At 69.5% G+C, this 16,080-nt stretch carries 7 protein-coding genes; 4 read left to right on the forward strand and 3 right to left on the reverse strand.

What is annotated here, in order from left to right; genetic code table 11:
- Positions 1 to 85: 85 nt before the first annotated feature.
- Both NR810_RS09010 and NR810_RS09015 read right to left on the reverse strand, forming a co-directional pair.
- Entirely contained in the window at positions 86 to 1,030 is a 945-nt protein-coding gene (locus NR810_RS09010; protein WP_257450197.1) for a vacuolar protein sorting-associated family 26 protein, read from the reverse strand.
- Positions 1,031 to 1,044: 14 nt separating this feature from the next.
- A complete protein-coding gene (locus NR810_RS09015) occupies positions 1,045 to 1,791 on the reverse strand; it encodes a hypothetical protein (protein WP_257450199.1) in 747 nt (248 codons plus the stop codon).
- A gap of 195 nt (positions 1,792 to 1,986) precedes the next feature.
- On the opposite strand from NR810_RS09015, the gene NR810_RS09020 reads away from it, so the two are divergent.
- The 3 genes from NR810_RS09020 to NR810_RS09030 all read left to right on the forward strand — a co-directional run bounded on the left by NR810_RS09020 (position 1,987) and on the right by NR810_RS09030 (position 6,964).
- Positions 1,987 to 3,105 (forward strand): Kelch repeat-containing protein, encoded by a 1,119-nt coding sequence (locus NR810_RS09020; protein ID WP_257450201.1) that lies wholly within the window; start codon positions 1,987 to 1,989, stop codon positions 3,103 to 3,105.
- Positions 3,106 to 3,168: 63 nt separating this feature from the next.
- The gene (locus NR810_RS09025) at positions 3,169 to 6,564 is read left to right on the forward strand and encodes a DUF4082 domain-containing protein (protein ID WP_257450205.1); all 3,396 of its coding nucleotides are present in this window, start codon (positions 3,169 to 3,171) and stop codon (positions 6,562 to 6,564) included.
- Between the two features lie 127 nt (positions 6,565 to 6,691).
- Positions 6,692 to 6,964, forward strand: a complete 273-nt coding sequence (locus NR810_RS09030) for a hypothetical protein (protein ID WP_257450207.1) — start codon at positions 6,692 to 6,694, stop codon at positions 6,962 to 6,964.
- A 108-nt stretch (positions 6,965 to 7,072) separates the two neighbouring features.
- Here the strand turns inward: NR810_RS09030 and NR810_RS09035 are convergent, their stop codons facing one another.
- A complete protein-coding gene (locus NR810_RS09035) occupies positions 7,073 to 13,609 on the reverse strand; it encodes an IPT/TIG domain-containing protein (RefSeq protein WP_257450218.1) in 6,537 nt (2,178 codons plus the stop codon).
- Between the two features lie 283 nt (positions 13,610 to 13,892).
- On the opposite strand from NR810_RS09035, the gene NR810_RS09040 reads away from it, so the two are divergent.
- Positions 13,893 to 15,908 (forward strand): DUF2075 domain-containing protein, encoded by a 2,016-nt coding sequence (locus tag NR810_RS09040; RefSeq protein ID WP_257450220.1) that lies wholly within the window; start codon positions 13,893 to 13,895, stop codon positions 15,906 to 15,908.
- Positions 15,909 to 16,080 lie beyond the last annotated feature (172 nt).

Consider the following 16,080-nt stretch of genomic DNA (forward strand, 5'->3'; position numbering starts at 1 on the left):
ATGCTTCCCGTAAGGGAGACGCCGAGTCAAGCACGCTTCGCCCAGGGTCCGCCCTCCCGGCGGCCCTCCAGGCGGTCGGCGCAGCTCAAGGGCTGTAGGTCGCGCACGCGTGCTTGCCACGGTAGGTCATGCAGACCTGCGCTGCCACGTCCGGGCGCGTGAGGAGTCTGCATTCGTAGCGGGTGTCTGGCTGGACATACAGCGCACTCGCGGGGGAGACGGTCATCTCACAGCCATTGAGGCCCCAGACCGGGCTCCCGTCCTGGGCGATTCCCCTACCCGAGAACCCGATGACGTGGACGCCGTCATGGAACACATCGACAGTCTCGATCTGGAGGGAGTACTGGTCATCCGAGACGACCGTGATGGGTACCTCCAGCTCGAGCGGCCCGGCGCGGAAGCGGGCTCCCCTCCCCGGCCGAACCGTACGGGCATGGAGGAACTCGTTCGCACTGACTGGCAAGGTCATCACCGGACCATCGACATCGACCTGCCGGATGCCTCGACCCCTCAGTTGCCGCGTTCCGGCGGTGAGCCGCGGCATGGCATTCAGCAGTATCCCCGTGACGTAGGTGCCCCTCAAGCCGCCAGCCTCGAGTTGGAATGACGTCGCCGCTTCGCAGGGAAGAGCGTAGGAGCCCTCGTATCGCGTCTCTCCCTGGGAGACGACCTTCACGTCGAGGCGCTGCGCGGCGGATGCGTCCTCACCGCAACGGTAGTGGATGCGGTGGAAGGTGTTCCCACGCAGCGAGGTCGGCATCGATTCCGTCCAGAGGACCTCGACCCCTCCCTTGGCCTGGATTTCGAGCGTGGTCCTCTCGAGATCATGGGTCTGGGTCATCCAGCCGCCGTCGTTGTACACCCTGGCGGGAATATCGACATAGGACTCCAGCCCGAGCGCGATGGGCTCGTCCTTGTACTCTGGCACGAAGGTGAGGGCCGGTGAGGTCTCGGGGGGGACGTCACAACCCGGCCCGAGGCCGAGTACCGCGGCGCAGCAGAGTGTGGCTATCGAGTGGTTCCACTTCATGGTGCGTCCCTCCCTCACGGCTGCGCGAATGGGGCAATGCGGACGGTCAGCCTGGCGTGCTTGAGCGTCTGGGCAATGCACGTGGAGGAGCAGCGAGACACCCCCGAGACGGCGGTGGCACGCAGGGAGAGCTCCGCCTCTCCGGGAGGTACCGAAAGGGGCACCGTGAACGTGAAGGTCGCGCCCTCCTGTCGCGGGCGGGTCGTGCCCCTCAGCCAATTGATTCCGCTCCCGTCATTCCGGCCGAGCTCCAGACCAGGTTCGCCGAGCCGATCCGTCTCCGGGGCGTATGCCACCACCGCTGTCTGGCCGGGCCGCAGCAACCCATCCTGGGGACTCACCAGCCGGAGTGACAGCGGCGTGTTCAGGTTCAAGAATTCGGCGACGATCTCGTCATGCCCGTCGGAGAAGATGAAGGTCGTCACCTCCTCGGTGATGTCCGGCGCGAAGGACTCGAACGTCGGCATGCTACAAATCACGCCCTGCGGGGTGTACGAGGAGGACCACACCAGGGTGTTGCCTCCCCGGGAGACGAAGGTGAGGGGCTTGCCGTTCTGGGTGGCGGTCCAATCCTCCGGCCAATTCACGCAGCCATGGGCGTTGGCGTCATAGGACAGCGTGGACGGAGCGGGATTGGAGCTGGAGGGTGAAGGATTGAGGTACACCTCCACGTCTCCCAGATCCCGCAGGGCCGGCCCACAGCCCGCCGCTCCCACGAGCGCCGCGCCGAGTGCCAGAAGTCGCAAGCCACTGTTCGTCATTCCCGCTGCCTCCCAAGGAGTCCCCTTAGCAGCGGACATGCCATGCGGCGCTTCGCAGTGCGGCGTGCACGAAGGGGCCGGCGCGCCGTGCCGGTCGTTGCTCAACGTGTATTACCAACTACACAGTCCGCGCACCCAGTTAGACTGGCGGTGCGGCGGCACTCTGGCCGTCCGTCACCCATAGGGAGGGGTACGATGAAGACGACCCGATTGTCGCTGTTGCTGGCGGGATTCGCATCCATGGCGGCTGGATGCCAACCCGAGACCGAGACGCCCGAGCAGGCCCCCACCGCAATGCTGGGGTCCCACGAGGCGGCGCTGGCCACCCCCGTCGGCACCTGGACGCGCGATGCCTCCTCGCTGTCCGCACACCGTAACCACACCGCCACGCTGATGCGCGGCACCGGCGATGTCCTGGTGACGGATGGCAGCGGAGCGGAGGTGTACAACCCGTACACCAACGTGTGGCGGCGCACGGCGTCCCTCGGCACCGCGCGTTACTACCGCCCCGCGACGGAGCTCGCCTCGGGCAAGATCCTGGTGTCCGGTGGCCGTACCAGTGACTGGTCGACCCTGTTCTCGAGCGCGGAATTGTATGACCCGGCCACGGAGACGTGGAGCCCCACGGGCTCCATGGCCACGCCCCGTGCCGGCCACTCCTCCACGCTGCTCGACTCGGGCAAGGTGCTGGTGGTGGGCGGCAACACGCCCGTACGCGGGCAGGCACCGCAAGCGGAGGTGTATGACCCGGAGACGGGCACCTGGAGCGGCGTCTCGGGCGCATTCACCCCTCGTGCCCGCGTCTCCGCGACGGTGCTCTACTCGGGCAAGGTGCTGGTGACGGGCGGCTACCTGTGGTGGACCTCGAGCTCGAATGACACCTCCGCCGAGGCGAACATCTACGACCCGGCCACGAACAGCTGGTCGCCCGCGGGCAGCCTCGCCAGGGCCCGCCACGGCCACTTCGCCATCCGTCTGTACTCGGGCAACGTCCTCATCGTCGGTGGCATCGGCGGCGGCAACACGGTGGAGCTGTACGACCCGTACAACGGGACGTGGTCCCTGGCGCCCCCCTTCCCCTTCGACTGGACGCCCCTCTTCTCCGCGACGATGCTCTACTCGGGCGAGGTCCTGGTGACGGACGCCAGCGGACAGGCGGCGCTGTATGACCCCACGACGAACACGTGGCTCCCCGCTCCGAACATGAACCAGCACCGCTTCGACCACACGGCCACGCTGCTCCACACCGGACAGGTGCTGATGGTGGGCGGCGACAGCAGCGGTGGGCGCACCGTGGAGCGGTTCACGCGCTGAGGTGAATCCCGGCAGCGCGAAGCTCCTGATAGAGCATCGAAGCCCATGAACAGGAACATCCCAATGACATCCCATCCCCAACGGCCCCCCCGGGCCGTCCAGCACCTGCTCCGGTGCGTTACCACGGCGCTCGCGTTGACACTCCTGGCCCTCCCCCCCGGGAGCGCGCACGCGCAGACGACCTTCTCCCTCTTCGCGCCCAACAGCACGCCCGCCGTGCCCTCGGTGACGAATGACTCCACCGCGGTGGAGCTGGGCGTGAAGTTCACGTCCGACGTCGCGGGCGACATCGTCGGCATCCGCTTCTACAAGGGCGCGGGCAACACCGGCACCCACGTGGGCCACCTGTGGAGCGCCACCGGGCAGTTGCTCGCCTCGGCCACCTTCGTCAACGAGACGGCCACGGGCTGGCAACAGGTGACGTTCGCCACGCCGGTGCCCGTCACCGCGGGCACCCCGTACGTGGCCTCGTACCATGCGCCCAACGGGGCCTATGGCTTCACGGACTCGGGCCTCATCACGGGCGTGGACAGCCCTCCCCTGCACGCGCTGCCGGGCAGCACCACCAGCGGCGGCAACGGCGTCTTCAAGTACGGCCCCTCCGGCACCTTCCCCACCGACAGCTTCCGCAACTCCAACTACTGGGTGGACGTGGTCTTCCGGCCCGCGGCGCCGGTGAGCATCTGGCCGTCCACCGCCACGCCGACCATCGCCTCGGTGAGCAATGACTCCCGCCCCGTCGAAATGGGCGTGAAGTTCCAGACCTCCGTGACTGGCAACGTGGTGGGCGTGCGCTTCTACAAGGGCGCGGGCAACACGGGCACCCACGTGGGCCACCTGTGGAGCGCCTCCGGCCAGCTGCTCGCCTCGGCCACCTTCGTCAACGAGACGGCCACGGGCTGGCAGCAGGTGACGTTCTCCAACCCGGTGCCCATCGCCGCCAACACGACGTACGTGGCCTCGTACCACGCGCCCAACGGGGCCTATGCCTTCGACGACGCGGGCCTCGTCAACGGCGTGAATGCCCCGCCCGTGTCCGCGCTTCCCGGCCCCACCAGCGGCGGCAATGGCGTCTACGCATACGGGCCCTCGGGCACCTTCCCCACCGGCAGCTTCCGCGACTCCAACTACTGGGTGGACGTCCTGTTCCAGGCCACGGGCGCGCCGCCGCCGGAGCCGCCCCCGCCGGGCAACACCTTCAGCCTCTTCCCCGTGAGCGCGACGCCCGGCACCCCCACGGCCAATGACACGTCCTCCAGCGAGGTGGGCGTGAAGTTCCGCTCGGACGTGGACGGCCGGGTGAAGGGCATCCGCTTCTACAAGGGCGCGGGCAACACCGGCACCCACGTGGGCAACCTGTGGAGCGCCTCCGGCCAGCTGCTCGCCTCGGCCACCTTCGTCAACGAGACGGCCACGGGCTGGCAGCAGGTGACGTTCGCCTCGCCGGTGTCCATCACCGCCGGCACCCCGTACGTGGCCTCGTACTTCGCGCCGGCCGGCGGCTACTCCGCCGACCTGGGCGGGCTGGCCAACGGCGTGGACGCGCCGCCCCTGCACGCGCTGCCGGGCAGCACCACCAGCGGCGGCAACGGCGTGTATGCCTACGGCGCGGTGTCCAGCTTCCCCACCAGCAGCTACCAGAACGCTAACTACTGGGTGGACGTCCTCTTCGAGTCGAACGGCCCGCCGCCGCGCCCGGGCGTCACCGGCTCCGGCCCGGTGCTGCTGGCCACCGACCCGGCCAACCATTTCACCGACTACTTGAAGGAGATTCTCGAGGCCGAGGGCATCGCCTCGTTCGCCACCACCGACGCCGGCAACATCGGCGTGTCGGTGTCGCTCGATGACTACCGGGTGCTCATCCTCGGCGAGACGACGCTGAGCGCCGCCCAGGTGACGCTCGTCACCAATTGGGTGAACGCGGGCGGCAGCCTCATCGCCCTGCGGCCCTCCGCCAACCTCGACGCGCTGCTCGGCCTCAACCCGTCCACGGGCACGCTGTCCGAGGGCTACCTGCTGCTCGACACCACCCAGGCGCCGGGCGCGGGCCTCACCGCGGAGACGATGCAGTACCACGGCACCGCGGACCTGCACACGCTGGCCACCGGCACGCGCGCCGTCGCCACGCTCTACTCCAACGCCACCACGCCCACGTCCTACGCGGCGGTCAGCCTGCGTCCGGTGGGCAGCGGCACGGCCATCGCCTTCGCGTACGACCTGGCGAAGTCCGTCATCCTCACGCGCCAGGGCAACCCGGCGTGGCAGGGCCAGAACCGCGACGGCTCCGGCATCGGCCCGGGGGCGCGCTCCAACGACATGTTCTACGGCAACGCGTCCTTCGACCCGAAGCCGGACTGGGTGGACATGAGCAAGGTGCAGATTCCCCAGGCGGACGAGCAGCAGCGCCTGCTGGCGAACATGCTCCACCTGACCAGCGCCGTCCCGCTGCCGCGCCTCTGGTACTTCCCCAGCGCGAAGAAGGCCGTGGTGGTGATGACGGGTGACGGGCACCCGGGTGGCGCTACCGTGCAACGCTGGCAGCAGTACCTCGACGCCAGCCCCGCGAGCTGCAACGTGGACGACTGGGAGTGCGTGCGCGGCACCGTCTATGACTTCATCGGCGGGCTGACGGCGGCGCAGGCCGCGGCCTACGAGGCCCAGGGCTTCGAGTACGCCCTCCACGTCAACACCGGCTGCGCGGACTACACGGCCGCCACGCTGGACCCGAACTTCTTCACGCCGCAGCTGGCGAACTTCGCCGCGTCGTACCCGGGCATCTCCGCGCCCACCACCAACCGCACGCACTGCATCGCCTTCAGCGACTGGGCCACGCAGCCGAAGGTGTCGCTGCGCCACGGTATCCGGCTGGACACGAACTACTACTACTGGCCGGACTACTGGGTGCAGGATCGCCCGGGCCTGTTCACCGGCTCGGGAATGGCCATGCGCTTCGCGGACGTGGACGGCACGCCCATCAACGTCTACCAGCTCGCCACGCAGATGACGGACGAGTCCGGCCAGTCGTACCCGCTGCACATCGACACGCTGCTGGCCAATGCGCTCGGCCCCAAGGGGTACTACGGCTCGTTCAACGCCAACATGCACGTGGACGCGGACCCGTCGGCGGGCTCCTCGGGCTCGGCGGCCATCATCGCCTCGGCCCGGCGCGAGGGCGTGTCCGTCATCACCGCGAAGCAGCTGCTCGCCTGGCTCGACGCGCGCGAGGCCACCCGGGTGTCCTCCGTGGCTTTCACCGGCACCTCGCTCACCTTCACCGTGGCCACCCCGGCGCGCAACCTGTCGCTCATGATTCCCACGCGGACGGCGACGGGCCGCACGCTCGTGTCCGTGAGCGTCAACGGCACGCCGGTGACGACGGTGCCGCAGACCATCAAGGGCGTGGGCTTCGCGTTCATCAACGGCGCGCAGGCCGGCACGTACACGGCCACGTACAACTGAGTCGCGCTCCACCCCGTCCTTCGGGGTGACGCAAGCGGCCCGGCGCGGAGTCCTCGCGCCGGGCCCACCCGTCAGCAGCCCTCCTCAGCCCCTCAACAAGGCCCCCATGCCTCTTGGCTGACCCGACATGGAAGACTCAGCCTACATCCTCTTCTTCACGCTCCCGCCAGACGCCAATCGAGAGCTGCTTCTCGCGGAGCTGGGTCAAACATCCGTCAGCGGTCTGGTCCTCAAGCACCGACCCTCGGAAACGAGCCCACACCGTTACTCCATCCAATCCAAGATCGACGGCCGCCGTTTTGACGATGAAACGGTCGAGGAGATGATCGAGATCATCCGAAAATCCGGCGGCGAATGGGCAGGTCAACGCATCTTCTATTCCGACGAGGACTTCCAGTAGTCGAGATGTGAACCAGGGCCAGGACCGCCTACGGTGAGGTTCTCCGACTACGACGAGGGCCTGGAGCCGCGAGCCGGTTCCAGGCCCTTCGCATCGACGGCCGTGGGCCTACCGCCGCGAAGCCCTCCGACGCAGCCGCAGCGCCAGGCCGAGCAGGAGGAATGGCGCGACCCCCGGCAGGCCAGGGACTCCCGCGCAACCTCCACACCCTCCGCCCTCGCCCTCCCCCTCGCCCGGCCGCGGCTCCTCCGTATAGGTGAAGCCCCCCGCCAGATGGCCGTTGGCCCCATCCGGGTTGAGGACGAACACATCCACCGTCCCCGGCGTGGCGCGGAGAGGTGTGGTGGCCGTGAGGGAGGTCGAGCTGGCCACGACGACGTTCGTGGCATCCGCCCCTCCGAGCGTCACCCGGGCGTTGGGGGCGAAGTTGCGGCCTCGAACGGTGATGACGGTGCCCCCCTTCGTGGAGCCGGTGTTGGGGCTGACGGAGGAGACCGTCGGAGGCCCGTCCACCTCGTAGAGGAAACCTCCCGCCAGGACTGCCCGACCCCCGTCCGGGTTGATGACCTCCACGTCCACCCGACCCGGCTCGTGGGCCGGCGAGAGGGTACTGATGGAGGTGCCGCTCACCACGAGCACCGAGGAGGCCGCCACGCCTCCGAAGCGCACGGAGGCGCCCGGCACGAAGCCCGAGCCCCGCAGGGTGACCGAGATGCCGCCCCTGGACGGGCCCGCGGCCGGAGAGACGGAGGAGAGGACCGGAGGAGGCGCCGCCTCATAGGTGAACGCCCCAAACAACGTCGCCCTCTGCCCATCCGGATGGGTGACGGTGACGTCCACCCGTCCCACCGTGTGAGCCGGCGTGGTGGCCGTGAGGGAGCTCGAGCTCGCCACCTCCACCACCGGGGCCGCCACACCCCCGAACGTCACGCGGGCCCCCGGCGCGAAATCGCTGCCGCTGAGCGTCACCATCGTCCCGCCATTGCCCGAGCCGCTCCTCGGAGAGAGCCCCACGAGCGTGGGGGCCGGAGCCGCCTCGTACGTGAAGCCCCCGAGCAGGGCGCCCTCCTGCCCATCCGTGTTGCGCACCACCACATCCACCCTGCCCGGCGCGTGCGGCGGGAGGATCGCGGAGAGAGAGGTGTCACTGGTGACGGTGACGCCGCTGGCGGCCTCACCGCCGAAGCGCACCGAGGCCCCCGGGCCGAAGCCCGTTCCCGTGACGGTCACCCGCGCCCCTCCCGTCGAGATGCCACTGCCCGGAGCCACCGAGACGACCGTGGGCGGAGGCGGCATGTCGTAGGTGAAGGCCCCCGCCAGGATGGCGCCCTGCCCGTCCGCGTTGCGCACCACCACGTCCACCTTGCCCTGCGCGTGCGCGGGCGTGGTCGCGGAGAGGGACGTCGCGCTGGTCACGCTCACCTCCGTGGCCGCGACATCCCCGAGGAGCACCTGGGCCCCCGGCGCGAAGTGGGCACCGGTGAGGGTGACGCGCGTACCTCCCGTGGCGGGACCGTGCCCCGGGTTGATGGCGGCCAGGGTCGGCGCCGGCGCGGGCTCGTACGTGTAGGACCCGGGCAGCGTGGCCTGTTGCCCATCGGGGTTCCTCACCACCACGTCCACCGTGCCCGCCGCCCGAGCGCTCGTGGTCGCGGTGAGGGAGTTGGAGGCCCCCCACGTCACCTCGGTGGCGCTCGCACCGCCGATCAGCACCGTGGCACCCGGTGCGAAGTGGCTCCCCGTGAGCGTGACGCGCGTCCCGCCGGTGCTCGGACCCCTTCCGGGACTGATGCCCGAGACGCCCGGCGCGGGAGCCACGACGTACATGAACCCGTTCGCCAGGGTGCCGGTCTGCCCGTCGGGGTTCCTCACCACCACGTCCACCGTCCCCGGCGCATGCGCGGGCGTGGTCGCGGCGAGCGACGTGGCGTCGTTCACGTAGACCTCCGTGGCCGGCACTCCGCCGACGTGCACCGTGATGCCCGGGACGAAGTACCTGCCGGTGAGGAAGATCCGCGTGCCACCGTTGGAGGAGCCCTGGCTGGGGCCGAGCCCCGCCACCACCGGCGCCGGGGACAGGCTGTAGGTGAAGGAGGCACCGAGCGTGGCCGTCTGCCCATCCGGGTTGCGCACCACCACGTCCACCGTCCCCGGCGCATGCGCGGGCGTGAGCCCGGTGAGGGTGGTGGAATCGACCACGGTGACGCTCGTCGCGTTGGCGCCGCCCATGCTCACGGTGGCTCCGGGCGCGAAGTATCCGCCGCGCAGGGTGAAGGACTCTCCACCCGAGGACACGCCGGTGTTCGGGCTCACGGACGTGAGGTACGGCCCACGCGAGGCAACGTACGTGAAGCCACCTCCCCGCGTGGCCGACTGCCCGTCCGCGTTCTCCACCTGCACGTCCACGACGCCCGGGGCATGCACCGGCGTGAAGGCCGAGAGCGAGGTGTCACCGAGGAGGGACACGCCCTCGGCCTCCACCCCACCGAAGCGCACCTTCACTCCCGTCCGGAAGCCCGAGCCGGAGATCGTCACCCGTTGGCCCCCGTTGCTCTCGCCCGAATCCGGGGTGATGGAGGAGATCGCGGGCGGCGCCAGATAGGTGAACCCCCTGGCGAGCACCGCGGACTGCCCGTCCGGGTTGATGACCGCCACGTCCACGACTCCCGCCGCGCGCGCCGGAGCGGTGGCGGTGAGGGTGTTGGCACTGACGACGGTCACATCGGTGGCCTCGACGGTGCCCAGGGTCACCCGGACCCCCGCCACGAAATGCGAGCCCGTGAGCGTGAGCGCACTCCCTCCCCGCGTTGAGCCGGAGCTCGGAGCGACGCCCGTGAGCACCGGCGCGGGGGCCTTCTCATACGTGAAGCCCCCGCCCAGGGTGGCGCGGCTCCCGCTCGGGTTGGAGACCACCACGTCCACCACTCCCACCGCGTGCGCCGGAGTCGTGGCGCTGAGGTGCTCGCCATCCGCCACGGTGACCCCGCTCGCCGCCACCCCACCGAAGGACACCGTGGCCCCCGGCTCGAAGCCCGAGCCGGTGAGGCTCACCCGCGTCCCTCCGGTGGAGGGGCCGGACGACGGGCTGATGCCCGTGATGCGCGGCGGCGGCGCCAGTTCGAAGTGGATCCACGCCGCTCCCGTGACACAGCGCACCTGGAGGTACCCGGACGCCGAAGACTCCGGCACGACGACCTGCATCCGCGTCCCCGTATTGGAGAGGACCCTGGCTCCACTGGAGAGGCCGGGGAAGAGGGCCTGACACCCGGACAGGTTCGTGCCGGACAGCTCGACGGTGGCGCCCACCGCTGCCCTGGCGGGGCTGATGCCGGAGAGCGATACGGCGCTCCCGGAGTCGACGATGAGGCTGGCCGAGGAGGTCGCGCTGCCCCGGGTGTTCACCACGGTGATGGGACCGGTGGTGGCTCCCGGAGGCACCACGACGAACAGCCGCGTGTCACTCCCGGTGTACGAGAAGAGCTCCGCCTTCACTCCGTTGAAACGGACCTCGGTGAGCCCGGTGAAGCCGGAGCCTTCGATCAACACCTCCGTACCGGGGCCGGCCCGGGCCGGGGCGAAGCCGGTGAGGGTGGGAGCATTCACGGCCTGGACGGTGAAGCTCTCCGTGGAGACCGCGCTGCCACCGCGCGTCATGAGCGAAATGGGACCCGAGCGCCCACCCCAGGGGATGGTGACGACGACCTGCGTGTCGCCGAGGACCTCATAGGAGCCCGAGCTCCCCCCCGGCACGCTCACCCAATACGTATCGGCGAGCCCCGTACCGGTGATCGTCACCTGGGTGCCGGGCGGGCCACTCGTGGGCGAGATGCGGGAGATGGCCGGTCCCGGCACCACCGTGAACGGCCGACTCGACGTGGCGGTGCCCAGCGGGTTCCGCACCGAGATGGGACCCGAGGTCGCTCCCTCGGGTATCCAGAGATAGAGGGACTCGTCGGAGCCCATCGAGAACCGGGCCGGTATGCCATTGATGCGCACCTGGGTGGTCCCGGTGAAGCAGTCACCCCGCACCGTGACGGTCACGCCATTCGGCCCACCGGATTCCGGAGAGAATTCGGTGATGAAGGGCGCACAGCCGCTCACCACGGAGAAGTCCACGGAAGCCAGGGAGTAGCCCGCCACTCCGTAGAGCGTCACGGGCCCGGAGACCGCTCCGCCCGGCACCTCGGCGGTCATCTGGGTATCGCTCAGCACCTCGAACCGGGAGGAGGAGGCGCCTCCGAAGCGCACGGTGCTGGTGCCGGTGAAGCCCGTGCCGGTGAGCGTCACCCGGGTCCCGACCGGGCCACTCGTCGGTGAGAGGCCTGTCACGGCCGGCAGTGGGAGGACCGTGAAGGAGGTGCTGGACGTGGTGCTGCCCACGGAGTTGGTGACCTGGACGGGCCCGCTCGTGGCTCCGGGCGGCACCTGGACGGTCAACGCGCCATCGCTGGAGGGGGAGACGTACCTCGCCGGGATGCCGTTGAAGCTCACCCGCGTGGTGCCGGTGAACCCCGAGCCGTAGAGGTAGACGATCGTGTCGACACCGCCCGCCGAAGGGCTGATGCGCGTGAGGGAGGGCGCGCTGTTGGCATCCACGACGAACTCGCCATTCGAGTAGCTGGTGGACCCGGCGAGGAGCGTGATTCGCCCGGTGCTCGCCCCGAGGGGGACGATGAGCTTCAGCTCGGTGTCGCTGACCACCATGAAGGTGGCGTCCACCGACCCGAACCTCGCCAGGCGGACCCGGGTGAAACCGGTGCCGGTGAGCGTCACCGTGGTGCCGATGGTGCCGCGCGCGGGAGTGAAGCCAGTGACGACCGGCGTCGAGAGCACGGTGAAGGACGTGCTCGAGGTGACCGCCCCCGCGCTGGTGACGACCCGGATGGGGCCTGTGCTGGCACCGGTCGGCACGGACGCACTCAGCCGCCCATCGCTCGTGAGGGAGACGTACGACGCCGGGACTCCGTTGAACTCGACCCGGCTCACCCCGGTGAAGTTCGCCCCATCGATGGTCACCTGGGTGCCCACGTCACCGCTCGTCGGGGAGAAGCGAGCGAGGGTGGGCACGGCGCCGCCGAGCACCGTGAAGCTCTCCGTGGAGGTGAGCGAATGCTCCGCCACGGAGACCACCAATTGCCCCGACTCCGCTCCTGCCGGAACGATGGCGGTCAACTGCGTGGCACTCACCACGGTGGCGTCCACGTACTCTCCCCCGAACCGCACGGACGGGGACCCCGCGAAGTCGCTGCCGGTGAGCGTCACCACGGTCCCCACCGCGCCGCTCTTGGGACTGAACCCGGTGAGCGTGGGTGACGGCCTGACGGTGAAAGGGGGCGTGCCCAGTTGCCCCTTCGTGTTCACCACGCGGATGGAGCCGCTGGTGGCACCACTCGGAACGTCGACATAGAGGCGACCGTCGCCACTGAGCGAGAAGTCCGTCGCGGGAGTGCCGTTGAAGCTGACCTCCGTGGTTCCGGTGAAGTTCGTGCCGTCGAGGGTGACGCTGGTGCCGACCCAGCCGGCATTCGGAGAGAGGCTGCTCAGGGTGGGGCTGCCGCTGCTCTGCACGGAGAAGGTCGAGTCGGAGGTGGCCCGTCCGCCCGGAGCGTCGACGCGGAAGGTTCCGCTCAGGGTTCCGGCCCGAACGGTGACGGTGAGCTGGGTATCGCTCTTGGGGGTGACGGTCAGCGTCGTGTTCCCCAGGCGGACATCCGTGACACCCGTGAAGCCACTGCCGTTCAGGGTGACGACCGTACCGACGGGGCCGGACGTGGGACTGAAGCCGGTGATGCGAGGGGCGGGCAGGACGGTGAAGTCGGACGACGAGACCCCCACGCCCTGCGTGTTGTACACGCGGAGACGGCCGGTGGACGCGCCCGTGGGGACGTAGACGTAGAGGCTGGTGTCGCTCTCCACGGAGACCGAGGAGACATCGGTCCCGTTGAAGCTCACCGAGGTGGCCCCCGTGAAGCCCGTCCCGGTGAGGGTGACGCGCTTCCCCTCACCCGCGGAGGTCGGGCTGAAGGACGTGAGGGTGGGCACGGCGCTGCTGAGCACGGTGAAGACACCGAGAGAAGAGTACCCGCCCGGCGTGTACACCCGCACCTCTCCGGTCGTCGCGCCTGGTGGAACCGTGGCGGTGATGCGGGTGCTGTCGACCACCGTGAAGGAGGTGGCATCGACCCCATCGAAGCTGACCTCCGTCGCGCCCGTCAGGTTGTTGCCGGTGAGGGTGACCAGGGTGCCGGCGGCGCCATACCGCGGCGAGAAACCGGTGAGCTCCGGCTCTTGAATTACCGTGAAGGAGGTCGAGGAGCTCACCGAGCCCGCGTCCGTGACGAGGGTGATGGGTCCGGAGGAAGCCCCATAGGGCACTTCCGCCGACACCCTCGTGTCGCTGTCGACCTCGAATTCGGCGGCCACGCCGTTGAAGCGCACCACCCGCGTCCCGGCGAGGCCGGTACCGGTCAGGGTGATGGTGCTCAACCAGGCCCTACCACTCGTCGGGCTGAAGCTCGTGAGGGTCGGAGCGGCCAACTCCTGACGAGCCTCTCCCCGAGATACATCCGAGACCGGACGCGCGTCCCCACATCCTCCCAACACCAGCGCAGTGACCGCCAGGAAGAATCCCCAGAACCGTGACATGCCTTGCTCCTCCGCGAGGGGCACGCATCCTCGGGGTTCCACGGAGGAAGATCCAGGGACAGATTCACGTCCGCCTCACATCGCTTCGAGAGGAGCCCTCGACGCGAATCGCTGCTCGTGCTCGAGCAGCCATTTTTCTTATGCTCCGGGCCATGACTACGAGCTCGAGGAGGATAGCGGGCATCTTCGCCGCGGTGCACGTCACGGATTTCCTCCTGCTGACCGGCAGCGTGCTACTCGCCACCTGGCCGGAACGACGCCGGAACGGCTAGGATCGCCGTCCATGAAGGCTTGGTTCTCCTGCACGGGTGCGGAGCTTTTGACTCGCGCGCCGGAAGATACACTCGGCCGCCTCGCTGCCGCTCAACAGGCGCGTGGCCACTCTGGCTCACAGGACCAGGACTTCGCTTGGCAGACGGAGCTCGCCGCACTGAGGGCCGCCGTCGCTGAGGCCGGCGGCGCAGGGTGGACCATCGCGCTGGAATACGAGTTGCTGCGCCTCGAGAAGCGCGTGGATGCAGTGGTGCTGACCGACCGCTCTATCCTCGTGCTCGAGTTCAAGACGGGCGCGCCGAGCCGCGCCACCATGGCAGAGGCGGAGGATTACGCGCTCGACCTGCGCGACTTCCACGCCGGCAGCCGCGACCATCCGGTCCTGCCCGTACTGGTCGCAGGCGATGGCGGCTTCGTGCCGCCGGCCCAGCCGCCGCTGCGCTGGCATGGCGTGCTACCGACCATAGCTTGCGGCCATCGCGGGCTCGGTGCGCTGCTGCGCTGGGTGCAGTCCGCAGCACCGGTCGCTCCGGCGCCGCTCGACGGCACCGCCTGGCTCAATGCGCCCTATCGGCCAGTGCCGACCATCGTGGAGGCTGCGACGATGCTCTACGCCCGCAACGGGGTGGCCGAGATCGCCACGGCGCGCGCCGACACCACCAACCTGACCCGTACCGCGCTCGCCATTGCCCGGAACGTCGCCGCCGCGCAGAAGGCAGGAGACAAGCGCGTGGTCTTCGTCACTGGCATCCCCGGCGCGGGCAAGACGCTCTGTGGTCTCAACGCGGTCTTCGCGAACGAGGCCGGCGCACATAGCGCCTTCCTCACCGGAAATGTGCCACTCGTCTCTGTTCTCCGAGCGGCACTCGCCGCCGATGCGGTGGCCCGCGGCGAGTGTAACCGCGCTGAGGCGGATCGGCGCGTGAAGGGCCGGCTGCAGAACGTGCACCGCTTCCTTGAGGACAACGCAACTAACCAGGAACGCCGCGCACCGTCCGACCGACTGATCGTCTTCGACGAGGCGCAGCGCGCCTGGGACGAGGACAAGGCGCGCATCGGCACGCGCAACAAGCCCTCGCGCCTCACCATGAGCGAGCCGGCGCACACGCTGGAGATCATGGGCCGGCATGAAGGATGGGCCGTGATCGTCGCACTCATCGGCAACGGACAGGAGATCAACACTGGCGAGGCCGGCCTCGCGGAGTGGGGTCGCGTCGTCGCTGCCTCGAACGGCACCTGGCGCGCCGTCGCGGCTCCTCGCGCGGTGCAGACCACTGACCCCGTGCAGCGCTTGGCTGAGGGCTGGCCGGGCTGGCTCGACCGTGACGACGACCTCGACCTGACGGTACCCGTTCGCAGCGTGCGCGATGTCGCTGGCGCCTCCTGGGTGGATGCGCTGCTGCGCGGCGCGGTGAGGGAGGCGCGCGAGATCGCGGACAGCGCCGGTGCCCTACCCTTCCTGCTCGCGCGTGATCTCGATATGGTGCGAGCGGCGCTGCGGCGGCTCGCGCGGGGGCAGCGCCGCGCCGGGTTGATTGCGGCAGCGGGGGCGAAGCGGCTGCGCGCCGAAGGACTTGGTGTGCAGGCCGAGGACGTGGCAGACTGGTTCTTGAGGCGCTGGCCGGATGTTCGCGCCTCCGATGCGCTTGAGAGCTTTGCCACGGAGTACGACTGCCAGGGGCTGGAACTGGACCTAGTCGGCCTTGCCTGGGGCGGCGACCTGGTGTGGCACGAGGGCGGCTGGCTGCCGCGCCGCTTCGTCGGCGACCGCTGGCAAATCGTGCGCAGCGCCGAGGAACGGCGCCACATCATCAACACTTACCGTGTGCTGCTGACCCGCGCCCGCTACGAGACGGTGATCTGGGTGCCGCGTGGCAGCCGGCGCCACGATCCCTGGCACGACGCCACACGGGACGCGGCGGAGATGGATGTTATTGCCGAACTGCTGCTGGCCTGCGGCGTCCGGCCGCTGGAGGACACTGCGCCCGAGCCCGCCCGGGACGATGCCCTCGACCGACTGCCATAGCCGTGTCATTCGCAGCGCTCGAGACCGGCCAGCCGCTTCATCCCCGCTATACTTTTCGCCGATCGTGGGCGCTGCGCCCTCATGTCGTTGCGCCTGGCGAGGTGAGGTGAGGCTTGGGCTCGAAGAGACGCGCGCCCCACGCGCGAGGTATCCGCGATGCTGGCGCGGCTCG

Origin of the sequence: Archangium lipolyticum (genome assembly GCF_024623785.1) — a bacterium.
Taxonomy (GTDB): Bacteria; Myxococcota; Myxococcia; order Myxococcales; family Myxococcaceae; genus Archangium; species Archangium lipolyticum.

Coding starts and splice junctions, on each gene's coding strand:
- NR810_RS09035 (WP_257450218.1), bottom strand. CDS start 13,609: ATGTCACGGTTCTGGGGATTCTTCCTGGCGGTCACTGCGCTGGTGTTG.
- NR810_RS09030 (WP_257450207.1), top strand. CDS start 6,692: ATGGAAGACTCAGCCTACATCCTCTTCTTCACGCTCCCGCCAGACGCC.
- NR810_RS09025 (WP_257450205.1), top strand. CDS start 3,169: ATGACATCCCATCCCCAACGGCCCCCCCGGGCCGTCCAGCACCTGCTC.
- NR810_RS09015 (WP_257450199.1), bottom strand. CDS start 1,791: ATGACGAACAGTGGCTTGCGACTTCTGGCACTCGGCGCGGCGCTCGTG.
- NR810_RS09040 (WP_257450220.1), top strand. CDS start 13,893: ATGAAGGCTTGGTTCTCCTGCACGGGTGCGGAGCTTTTGACTCGCGCG.
- NR810_RS09010 (WP_257450197.1), bottom strand. CDS start 1,030: ATGAAGTGGAACCACTCGATAGCCACACTCTGCTGCGCCGCGGTACTC.
- NR810_RS09020 (WP_257450201.1), top strand. CDS start 1,987: ATGAAGACGACCCGATTGTCGCTGTTGCTGGCGGGATTCGCATCCATG.